The following is a 10686-nucleotide window of genomic DNA, read 5'->3' on the forward strand; positions in this document are numbered from 1 at the left end:
GACCCGCGCCAGACCTGGGCCGACGTGGAGGCCTACGACAAAACGGCCGCCGAACTGGCCGAGCGGTTTGTGGCTAACTTCCACAAATTTGCCGACTTCGCCACTGCCGACATCCTGGCCGGCGCCCCCACCGTGGCGGTTGCCGTGTAGTCTACTATTCCATATTCTTCGCTTACTAAAAAAAGCCCGTGGGTTGCTCCACGGGCTTTTTTATGTCAACTTTTGACTAGAGCAAAGTATAGCGTGCGTGTTACTTAGAACCTAGGCAGAACCCGGGTCATAAACTAGCTTGTATATCTCGTACGCGGGTAGCTTTTTCTTAATGCGCATCGGCGGCAGTTAAATCAGTAATTTGCCGCCCTAATTTCACTTTCCGTAATTTTCGTATGCGTAAGCGCCTTCTGCCGCTGCTTTTTCTGTTTCTCTCGCCGCTGAGCTTATGGGCTTGGGGAGTTGATGGCCACCGCGCCATCGGTAAGATTGCCGAACGCCATTTGAACCACCGGGCCCAAGAGCAGGTGAAGCGCCTGCTAGGTACTGAAACCCTGACGCTTGTGAGCACCTGGCCAGATGAAATCCGCTTCTACCCTGAGTTTAAGGATACGGCGCCCTGGCACTACGTCAACACGGCTTCGGGCTTGGCCCAAAGCCAATACTTGCAGGATCTAAAGGCTCAGACTACGCCAAACGCTTACAACGTGCTGCTAGCCAAGCTGCGCGAGCTGACAGATGCCAGCAAGACTCCGGCAGAGCGGGCAATGGCGCTCAAGTTTGTGGTGCATATAGTGGGTGATGTGCATCAGCCCTTGCACGCCGGCCACGCCGAAGACAAGGGTGGCAACGATATCAAAATTAAGTACCGGGGCAAGGACACCAACCTACACAGCCTCTGGGATAGTGGCCTGATTGATTATCAAGGACTTTCCTATACGGAAATGGCTTTGCAGTACGACAAAACGCTGCGCCGTCGCGACGTCAAGGTTATGCAGTCGACAGCTCCCGACCAGTGGTTGTGGGAGTCCTACTCGGCTTGCGAGAAGATCTACCAGGAAGTACCCAATGGCACCGATGTAGATTACCGCTACTACCCTGCCCACGCCGACCTAATGCGCCAGCGCATTGTAGAAGCTGGCATCCGCTTGGCCGGACTGCTTAACGACGTATTAGGATAGTAAACGCTGGTGCATTTTCAGGCATTAAAAAGCCCCCACCAACTTTAGCTGGTGGGGGCTTTTTATGTTGGGTTCGTCACAGGCGGGTGCTAGTTGCTGGTGCCGTTTGCGCGCTTGTTTTTGCCTAACCAGGCCGCCAGCACTACGCCTGCCCCGGCACCAAGTACTAAGGCAGTGCGGAGCTTAGGGCTACCGGCCGTTGCAGCTTCGGTGTAGTAACTGGTTTCGCGGGTATGGCCGGGATAGTTGCCCCGCTCCTCTAGGCTCCCTACGGGCCGGTCGAGGCCATTTTGCTGAAGCGGACGGGGCGGATAGTCGGCTTTTTCCTGCTTAGAGAAGGACTTTTCCATAAACTGATCGAGGAGCGCAGGTGTCCAGCGGTTCATACCAATCATGGCTTTACCGCCGCCGCCAACCACTACGTCGCGCTCCGATGTAGCAGCACAATGCAGAATGGCGCGCGCTACCGTTTCAGGTGCGTAGGCGGGCGGAGCGTGCTTGGCTTCCCGCTCCATGAAGTTCTTGGCGTGAATTGGGTAAGGCGTATCAATGGCGGCCGGCTGAATCAGCGTGACAGAAATGGGGGCTTCGTCCATTTCCAGCTCCATCCGCAAGCCATCCGTGAAGCCTTTCACGGCGTGCTTGCTGGCGCTGTATATCGTTTGCAGAATAGCCGTAATGTCCGATAAGATGCTACCGACGTTGATGATAGCTCCGCCCTTGCCCTTCAAATGCTTCACCGCTTCCAACGAGCCATTTACTAGTCCCCAAAAGTTTACCTCGAACAGCTGGCGCATATCTTCCAGCGGCACTTCCTCTATTTTACCGTAGATAGACACCCCCGCGTTGTTGATCCACGTATCGAAGCCGCCGAAGGCAGAGGTAGCCTCAGCAGCTAGGCGCTTCACTTCTTCGGGCTTACTAACGTCGGCGACTACATACGTAGCTTGGCCCCCGGCCTGCTTAATTTCGTTGGTGAGTTGCCGCAGCGCATCTTCGCTACGGGCTGCTAGCACAAGCTTAGCGCCAGCCTTGGCCGCCATCCGGGCCGTAACGAGTCCAATGCCCGATGAGGCGCCCGTAATAACTATGGTTTGGTCTTTGAGTTTTTTGAGTTTAACAGCCATCGTACGAGTAGTTGCAGGTGAAAGAATAGGCTCTTCATACGTAGCTCCCGAGCTTACGTCTGGTTGAGCCAGGGGCAAGATTTGGGCTATTTGTCTCCTACCCTGAGCTTAACCGGCTCGTACTCAACCAACCCATGCAGCCAGCTTAGTTTCTACCTGGTCTGCTTTTCCGATTCGCCGTAGCTTTGCTTTATGCCGCATACATTTTACGCCCCCGACCTCACTCAACCCACTACCTACACGTTGCCCGAGGATGAAAGCAAGCACGCCGTGCGCGTACTTCGCCTCAGCCCTGGCGATGCAGTAGTCTTGGTTAATGGTGCGGGCGGGGTATATGCCGCCGAGGTAGCCGACGCAAATCCTAAGCGCTGCCAGCTGCGCATTTTGCAGGAGCAGCAGGTGCCCCGCCCTACTTACCAAGTGCACGTAGCTGTGGCTCCCACCAAAAACCTCGACCGCATGGAATGGCTGGTGGAGAAAGCCACCGAAATAGGCGTTCAGACGATTAGTTTTTTGCGTTGCGCCCGCTCTGAGCGACGGGAACTAAAGCTAGACCGCCTAGAGAAAATTGCGGTTAGCGCCCTGAAACAGTCGGGGCAAGCGTGGCTACCCGTGTTAGCTGACCTAACCGATTTCAGCCGCTTCCTGCCCACAATACCTCCAGAAACCACCTTCATTGCTCACCTTGAAGATGGGGAACGGACGCCGCTCGCCTACGTAGCCGCAGATGGGGCAAGCTGCTGCATCCTTATTGGTCCCGAAGGCGACTTTACTCCCGAGGAAATACAAGCGGCTTTTAGCCGAGGAATTCGGCCCGTAACGCTGGGCACCTCCCGCCTTCGCACCGAAACGGCCGCACTGGCAGCAGTGCACACCGTGCACGTGGCACGAGAGCTAGCTAGCAAGCCGTAACTCGAACTATGTTCGCACCGCGCGTGTAATTCGGTAGAATAAGATGAGGAAACTCCAAACCAAGGGCTTTTCCTCCCTTCCCCAAGTACTCTTTTCCGTCCCGACTGCTGCCTCTACGTATGCTCAAATACTTGTACCTGGCATTTTTTTGCTCCTGCTCACGGCCGCGGCACCGGTTGCACCCAGCTTCCGCATTGCTAAGCTACACTATGGCGGCGGCGGCGACTGGTACGCCAACAAGACTAGTCTACCCAACCTGATTCGCTTCTGCAACCAGACCCTCAAGGCTAATATTAACCCGGAGGAAGCCACCGTAGAGCTAGATTCGCCGGAGCTTCTGACCTACCCTTTCATTCACATGACGGGCCACGGTAACGTGTCCTTCACGGATGCGGAGGCCCGCAACCTTCGTCGCTACCTAATGGGTGGCGGCTTCCTGCACATCGATGATAATTACGGGCTGGATAAATTTATCGCCCCGAGATGAAGAAGGTTTTTCCGGAGCTGGAGTTTGTAGAGTTGCCCTTCACGCACCCTATCTACCACCAAAAATTCCAGTTCCCGCGGGGTCTGCCTAAAGTGCACGAACACGAAGGCAAGCGCCCCCAAGGGTTCGGGTTGCTCTACAAGGGCCGGTTGGTATGCTTCTACAGCTTTGAGTGCGACCTAGGCAACGGCTGGGAAGACTTGGGCACCTACCCTGAAGATACTCCGGCAACGCACGAAGCCGCCTTAAAAATGGGAGCCAACCTTGTCACCTACGCCCTCACCCAAGATTAAGCATTTAACATTCTGACAGATATATACTAAATAAGAGAGCCCCAGCAAACGATAATCGGTCTTGCTGGGGCTCTCTTATTTGGTGATAATATTGGCGCTGTAAATCTAGGTTTGGACTATCTGGGGAGGTACTTAGAATTTCCGCTGTAAAATTTCGCCTAGAACGAAGGCAGCGCGCAAATCAGCGGGGTTGCGCAGACGGTCGGCAATGGAGCGGGCCGCGGCTTCCGTTGCACGGGTTTGCTCCTGGAGCCGATAACTGGGTAAGGGAGTTTTACCAGCTGGGGCCAACGGAGTTGCGCGGCGGACTTCGGGCGTGGGGCCCTCTAACGAGCGAGTTAGCACGGGCTTTTCTAAGGAAGGAGCCGCAATGTCTGTACGCTCCTGGCTGCGTGGGCTCGGTACGGGGCGCCCGCCCATAGTCGTTTCGGTGGCTACGGGTGCGGGCTGTTCGCCCCGGTTCTGGGTTTGCATTTGCCGGAGCATCTCCTCGAACGAGGTAACGGGCAATGGGGCTACGGGTCGGGGACGGCCACTAGCATCCGGCCGAGAAAACTTTCGTTCCCGCCGCTCACGCTCCGTTGTGGCCTTGGCCTTTTGCACCATGCGCCAGATAAATACGACCAGCCCTATCAGAATCCAGCTCAGCGTCTGCAGCTTTTCCATCGGTGTACGGCAACACAATGTACAGGTAAGATACGGTAGCGCTTGGCGAATTTCCGACGCCCGCCTCGCTCTCCTAGCGTACGCCCTGGTCGGGGAAACGACCAGCTTTGGTACGATAAAACGCCTGAATTTTTTCTAAGTCAGCCTCATAGTTGCCCGTAGGATAAATGGGGCCACCCACGCCGGCTTCTTTGTTTTTATAGTCGAGGAAACCCAACAGAATAGGCACTCCTGCACCGAGGGCAGCGTGGTAAAACCCCTTGCGCCACTTCGGCTGGTATTTGCGGGTACCCTCGGGCGTAATCAGGATAACTAGCTCCTCCCGCTCGCGAAACAGCTGTACCATACCATCCACGAGGCTGTTGTTTCTGCTCCGGTCAACGGCCAAGCCACCCAAGCTACGGACCAACGGCCCCAGAATGGGAGCATCCGTCCACTCTTTCTTAATGGTCAGCTTTACGTCTACGTCCATTAAGAAGAAAGCCGCCCGGGCCATGATAAAGTCCCAGTTGCTGGTGTGCGGGGCCGCAATCATCATGCTTTTGGGAATGCCAGGTGGCACTTGGCTAGCCAGTTTCCAACCAGCAACCTTGAAAATAGCTTTAGAAACGTAATACCAGAAGGTAGAGGTTTTGCGCGCCATGCGAGGAAAAAAGTAATTGAAGCGGCCAGGCGGCGGCCGGTCTTCAAAGCTAGGAAAATTGTAGTGTCTGCGTGGTGTGGCTGCTCAGTTGAATTGCAAAAGTGCTGTTAGCTCGTCCGCCCTGCTCATGGTATAGTGGTAGCCGATGTCGAACAGCTCGGGGGCGCGGCGGTAGCTCATCGTCCGAAAGCGGCGTAGCTCGGGTGGCTCCAACAGCAGGTGGCACTGTTGCTTGCTCAGCAGGGTATTGCCTCCAATGGCAAGGTTCAGGGTCCGCTCAATAACTCCCCGCAGATTGTTGAACTGCGCGTGCGGATTGGGCGGATTGCAATGCACCCCAATCACGCGCAAATCAGGCTGGTGCGCGTCGAGTAGGGACTCTACCGGTAAGTTGTTGAGCAAGCCGCCATCCACTAGCTGTCGGCCCTGGTATTCTACCGGCCGAAATAAAATGGGAACGGCCGCCGTGGCTAGGAGGGGCGGCAGCAGTGGCCCGCTGGAAAAGCGCACGGAGGTTCCCTCTACCAAGTCGGTAGCAACTAGGGTGACGGGCAAGCGAAGCTGCTCAAACGTGCAGTTGGCACCTAAATGACGTTCGAATAAGGTACCCACGGCGTCAATGCGAAATAGCCCGTAGCGGCTCAGGGCTACGCGGGTAAGCCGGGTAATGTTCACGGCCTGAAATAAGCGCAGAATTTCGCGTGGCGGCACCCCAGCCGCGTAGAAGGCAGCCGCAATAGCCCCCGACGATACGCCAGCCAACCGGCTAATGGGTAAGGCAAGTTCATCAAAGGCAGCCAGCACGCCCAAATGCGCAATACCGCGCGCTCCGCCTCCGGAAAGGGCCACTCCTAGCATAATATGAGGTTTGAGTAGGCATACAAGCACCGTTGATGCTCTAACGGCTACCACGGATAGAACGTTAGCACCAAGCGGGCACTTGCTTTACTGGCAGCCAGCGCTACAGGTCAGCCAGCTTCAAGGTTTCCGCCACGCGTACGCCTTTTTCGGTGTGCTGTACGGTAATGCATTCCGTATGGGCATCGTGCTCTAGCACTAGCACCCAGTTTTCGTCGGCGGCCCGCCGCAAAACCCGCTCCTTTTCATCCAGTGTCACCAGAGGGCGCATGTCGTAGCTCATCACGTAGGGCAACGGCACGTGGGCCGCACTAGGCAGCAGATCCGCCATGAAAGCCAGCGTCCGGCCCTTATAGTCAATCAGCGGCACCATCATCTTCTCTGTATGACCATCGGCGAAGATAATTTCCCGCAGGCTCGTCAGTTCGCCGGGAAGCTGGGTTGCGGGGTCGAGGAAGCGCAACTGCCCGCTTTCCTGAATGGGCAGAATATTTTCCTTAAGGAAGCTAGCCTTTTCGCGGGGGTTGGGCGTCACGGCCCAGTCCCAATGGTTTTGGTTGCTCCAGTACGTTGCGTTGGAAAAAGCAAGTTGCAGTTTGTCATCGGGCGTACGCACCACGGCGCCCCCACAATGGTCGAAGTGCAAGTGCGTCAGGAAAACATCGGTAATATCGGAGGAGGTGAACCCCAACTGCCGCAGTGAGTTCTCTAGAGTATCGTCGCCGTGCAAGTAGAAGTGCCCCCGAAACTTCTGGTCCTGCTTATCGCCAATGCCCGTGTCTACCAAAATCAACCGGTTCCCATCCTCAATTAGCAGGCAGCGCATGGCCCAGGTGCACATATTATTATCGTCGGCGGGGTTGAGTTTGTGCCACATGCTCTTGGGTACTACGCCAAACATGGCGCCGCCATCAAGCTTGAACAGGCCGGTATTAAGGGTATGAACAGTCATTGGGTGGGAGGTAGTATGGGAGAAAGGACGTGTAAACCGGGAGCTAAGAAATAAAATAAGAACGTCATGCGGCGCGCTACCACTTCGCCCTACCCTTCTGCTAACTATCTTGAGAGTAGCAGCGAAACTAGTGCGTTGGGTGCACGTCGCATGACGTTCTTATGCAGGGGGTACTACTTATTCTACTACCACTCCCATGTTCGAAAACTTGTCGATGCGCTGGCTGATTCGCTCTTCGTGGGGTAGCGCCTCCAGCTCGTCCAGTGTTTTGAGGATGGTCTTTTTTAAGGTTTTGATCATGGCCGCAGCATCCGTGTGGGCACCACCAAGGGGTTCCTTCACGATGCCATCTACCAAACCAGCCGTGAGCATGTCAGTAGCGGTGAGCTTGAGCGCTTCGGCTGCTTGCTCCTTGTAATCCCAGCTGCGCCACAAAATACTGCTGCACGACTCCGGCGAAATCACTGAATACCAGGTGTTCTCCAGCATCATCACCCGGTCGCCGATGGCAATGCCCAAGGCTCCGCCCGAAGCTCCTTCGCCAATGATAATACAGATAACGGGCACCTTGAGCAGAAACATTTCTTTCAGGTTGCGCGCAATGGCTTCCCCTTGGCCCCGTTCCTCAGCTTCCAGGCCTGGGAATGCGCCGGGCGTATCAATCAGCGTTACAATAGGTTTACCGAATTTTTCGGCCAGCTTCATCAGGCGCAAAGCCTTCCGGTATCCCTCGGGATTAGGCATGCCAAAGTTGCGGAACTGCCGCTGCTTTGTGTTGCGGCCCTTCTGCTGTCCAATAAACATAACCGAGCGGCCGTCCAATTCGGCAAAGCCTCCCACCATAGCCTTGTCATCGGCCACGGTTCGGTCGCCGTGTAGCTCAATAAACTTTTCGGTCATGCCCTCAATATAATCGAGAGTATACGGCCGGTCGGGGTGACGGGAAAGCTGCACGCGCTGCCAGCGGGTCAGGTTCTGGTACGTTTCCTTTTTAAGGGCTTTAATTTTTGCTTCGAGGGCCGTTACCGCTTCCGAAACATCTACTTGGCTATCGAGGGCCAGTTGTTGCATTTCGCGGAGCTTGCCTTCGAGAGCGGCAATTGGTTGTTCAAAATCGAGTAGCATTGCCACGGGCGAGTGCGTCTTGAAGGTGCGAAGGGTAGGATTGAGAAGGAAGCAAAGGTAAGCGAAGCCGTGCACACAGTGCACGAACGTCCCCACTGGAATTTTTCAAATTTTTTTCTGCCTGAAACCCAGCTAAAAACAATTTCATCCCGTTCTTTTTTCTGTCTTTTTTGTCGGGAGTGTTGCACAGTCCAACCTAGCCCTCTACTTTTGCATCACAATAACGGAAAGCACACGGCTTCTCAGTTAAAGTAAACTGGTTCGGTAGTTCAGTTGGTTAGAATGCCGCCCTGTCACGGCGGAGGTCGCGGGTTCGAGTCCCGTCCGGACCGCAAAGGCCCTTCAGATTTCTCTGAAGGGCCTTTTGCTTTTACCTTCTTTCCTACGGCCCCACCTAATGCTTGCCTAGCTCAGCTAAAACTTAGGAGCCAGCATAGCTCTGAAGGGGGCGCTAGGCAGCTTCAAAAGAGAGGGCCAGAAAAAAATTTCAAGTTTTTTTTCTGGTGCTATCCCGTTTAGTGACAGAACAATACCATTCTCAAAACCCCTCCTATTATCCATAAAGCCTGATTTCTGTTTGTACGATCAAAAACAGCCTTCTATATTTGCATCATCAAAACGGAAGGGTATTCGGCCCGAGTAGTTCGATAAACGGTTCGGTAGTTCAGTTGGTTAGAATGCCGCCCTGTCACGGCGGAGGTCGCGGGTTCGAGTCCCGTCCGGACCGCAAAAAGCCCCAGCTTCTTTTGAAGTTGGGGCTTTTTCATGTCCTACTCTTGCCTAAAGCGCTGCTGCTAAGCGATACGCTAAGTCTTCTATATTGGTGCGGCGCGCCAGGGGCTTCAGCCAATCGGTTGGAATGGCGGCTTCACCGTAGTATAGGCCGGCCAGACCACCGGTTACGGCGCCCGTGGTATCCGTGTCATCTCCTAGGTTAACGGCTGCTAACACAGTTTCTGGAAAGGATTCGAAACGCAGTAGGCACCAGAGAGCAGCTTCCAGGGTGTGGAGTACGTAGCCACCGCTATTGATGAGTTGCGCGGGAAGATCGGCTAGAGCACCACTGAGTACGGACTTAAAATGGGCGACTTCGGGAGCCGGAACATGTAGTTGCGATAAGTGTGCGGGCGCCTCTTGGCACAGCTGCGCATAGGCCGCCGCGGGCGTTAACCCCGCACGGAGGTAAGTCGCCATTTCCAAGTACAGAAAGCACGCCACCGCCGAGCGGATATGCCCGTGCGTGATGGCCGACACATCGGCAATTTGCTGAAACCGGATTTCTAGCGGGGCTTCTGGTTGATAAAATGCGAGGGGTAGAATCCGCATCAGGGAGCCGTTGCCGTTGCTGTACTCATCGGTACCCCCGGCCAGGATGAGATTATCATCTGATTTCATGCACTGAATAGCCTCCCGCGTGGTGATGCCAATGTCGAATACGGTGCCGTGAGGAGTCCAGAAGTTTTGGTAGTACCACCGACAGCAGTTCTCGGCCACTTTTCTCACGGAGAAACCAGCGGCAATAGCTTCCGCTAAGCAAAAGGTAAGGGAGGCATCATCAGACCAAGTGCCGGCGGGCTGCTGGTGAGTGCCATAAGCGCGCATGTGCACTACGGGGTCGAGGCGGCGGGCGGCCCGGCTCTGAAACTCTACTGGGACGCCCAAGGCATCACCTACTGCCAAACCCAGCAGGGCGGCCCGCACCTGGGCTTCTACACTAGATACCGTCGTCATGCGTTGTGGGCCGCAGAATCGGCAATTAGTGGGAGTAATTCGGAGAGAGAATTGATGCGGTAGGTAGGATGCAGCGCAGCACAGTCGGCTGCTACACCAAAGCCGAAACTAGCCCAGCAGGATGCAATACCGCAGTTCTGGGCAAAGCGCAGGTCGGTAGTCGTGTCCCCAATCATCAGTACTTCGGAAAGATCAACCGATGGGAAGCGCGGCTGAACGCGCTGGGTGAATAGGGCCGGATCGGGCTTGAGGGGCAGCACTGGCTGGGCCGTGGGGTCGTCGCCGAGCACGAGGCTGGCATAGCTGTCTAAGCCCAGGCGGCGCAGTGAATTCTCGAGGATAGCCAGGCTTTTGTTGCTGAGGATAACCACCGTGTGCCCCTGGTCCACGGCAGCTGCCAGGGTTTCGGTAGCACCAGGGAAAGGCGTTACTAGCGCTTCTGCCTCTGCAGTGTAGAGGGCGCGGTAGGTAGTGAGCCACTCCGGAGGTAGCGGCGCGGTGCTGGGCAAGTGCAACTCTCGTAGCGTGTCGGCCAGGGGGAGGCCCCGTTGCACGAGGCCTTCGAGTATTGGAGCCAGTGGCTCGGGGTGGTTTAGCTCTTGGAAGGTGCGGCGCAGGGCGTGCGTGATGGCGCTGCGGGTGTCGCACAAGGTACCATCGTAATCAAACAGTAATAAGGAGAACGGCATACAAACGAAATACGGATGAGAAGCAAAACTA

The 10686-nt window shown here is 55.5% G+C and carries 10 protein-coding genes, 2 tRNA genes and 1 pseudogene; 5 read left to right on the forward strand and 8 right to left on the reverse strand.

All coding sequences use genetic code 11. The features are described from left to right. The first annotated feature begins 386 nt into the window (after positions 1 to 386). Complete coding sequence (locus tag VI25_RS13860) at positions 387 to 1172, forward strand: S1/P1 nuclease (protein ID WP_045689332.1); 786 nt, start codon at positions 387 to 389, stop codon at positions 1170 to 1172. Positions 1173 to 1261: 89 nt separating this feature from the next. Here the strand turns inward: VI25_RS13860 and VI25_RS13865 are convergent, their stop codons facing one another. Next, the gene (locus tag VI25_RS13865) at positions 1262 to 2299 is read right to left on the reverse strand and encodes an SDR family oxidoreductase (RefSeq protein WP_045689333.1); all 1038 of its coding nucleotides are present in this window, start codon (positions 2297 to 2299) and stop codon (positions 1262 to 1264) included. A 192-nt stretch (positions 2300 to 2491) separates the two neighbouring features. On the opposite strand from VI25_RS13865, the gene VI25_RS13870 reads away from it, so the two are divergent. Continuing rightward, complete coding sequence (locus VI25_RS13870) at positions 2492 to 3211, forward strand: 16S rRNA (uracil(1498)-N(3))-methyltransferase (protein ID WP_045689334.1); 720 nt, start codon at positions 2492 to 2494, stop codon at positions 3209 to 3211. A 142-nt stretch (positions 3212 to 3353) separates the two neighbouring features. Then, positions 3354 to 3991 (forward strand): annotated as a pseudogene (locus tag VI25_RS13875) (DUF4159 domain-containing protein). 132 nt (positions 3992 to 4123) lie between these two features. Here the strand turns inward: VI25_RS13875 and VI25_RS13880 are convergent. From VI25_RS13880 to VI25_RS13900, 5 genes are all read right to left on the reverse strand, one after another. Then, positions 4124 to 4657 carry a hypothetical protein gene (locus VI25_RS13880; protein WP_045689335.1) on the reverse strand — a complete coding sequence of 178 codons (534 nt, stop codon included), beginning with the start codon at positions 4655 to 4657 and terminating at the stop codon, positions 4124 to 4126. Positions 4658 to 4730: 73 nt separating this feature from the next. Further along, entirely contained in the window at positions 4731 to 5300 is a 570-nt protein-coding gene (locus VI25_RS13885; RefSeq protein WP_045689336.1) for a 1-acyl-sn-glycerol-3-phosphate acyltransferase, read from the reverse strand. An 84-nt stretch (positions 5301 to 5384) separates the two neighbouring features. Beyond that, positions 5385 to 6158 (reverse strand): patatin-like phospholipase family protein, encoded by a 774-nt coding sequence (locus VI25_RS13890; RefSeq protein ID WP_082455543.1) that lies wholly within the window; start codon positions 6156 to 6158, stop codon positions 5385 to 5387. A gap of 103 nt (positions 6159 to 6261) precedes the next feature. Then, a complete protein-coding gene (locus tag VI25_RS13895; protein WP_045689337.1) occupies positions 6262 to 7110 on the reverse strand; it encodes an MBL fold metallo-hydrolase in 849 nt (282 codons plus the stop codon). Between the two features lie 177 nt (positions 7111 to 7287). Beyond that, entirely contained in the window at positions 7288 to 8235 is a 948-nt protein-coding gene (locus VI25_RS13900; RefSeq protein ID WP_045689338.1) for an acetyl-CoA carboxylase carboxyltransferase subunit alpha, read from the reverse strand. A 258-nt stretch (positions 8236 to 8493) separates the two neighbouring features. Between VI25_RS13900 and VI25_RS13905 the strand changes: the two genes are divergently transcribed. Continuing rightward, a tRNA-Asp gene (locus VI25_RS13905) sits at positions 8494 to 8567 on the forward strand. A gap of 321 nt (positions 8568 to 8888) precedes the next feature. Further along, positions 8889 to 8962 (forward strand) — tRNA-Asp (locus VI25_RS13910). 53 nt (positions 8963 to 9015) lie between these two features. Here VI25_RS13910 and VI25_RS13915 read toward each other — a convergent pair. Together VI25_RS13915 and VI25_RS13920 are read right to left on the reverse strand one after the other, a co-directional pair. Continuing rightward, entirely contained in the window at positions 9016 to 9966 is a 951-nt protein-coding gene (locus VI25_RS13915; RefSeq protein WP_045689339.1) for an ADP-ribosylglycohydrolase family protein, read from the reverse strand. Then, positions 9963 to 10655 carry an HAD family hydrolase gene (locus tag VI25_RS13920; RefSeq protein ID WP_045689340.1) on the reverse strand — a complete coding sequence of 231 codons (693 nt, stop codon included), beginning with the start codon at positions 10653 to 10655 and terminating at the stop codon, positions 9963 to 9965. Before VI25_RS13920 ends, VI25_RS13915 begins: the two co-directional genes overlap by 4 nt. Between the last annotated feature and the right edge of the window lie 31 nt (positions 10656 to 10686).

This window comes from Hymenobacter sp. AT01-02 (genome assembly GCF_000961955.2).
GTDB lineage: Bacteria > Bacteroidota > Bacteroidia > Cytophagales > Hymenobacteraceae > Hymenobacter > Hymenobacter mucosus.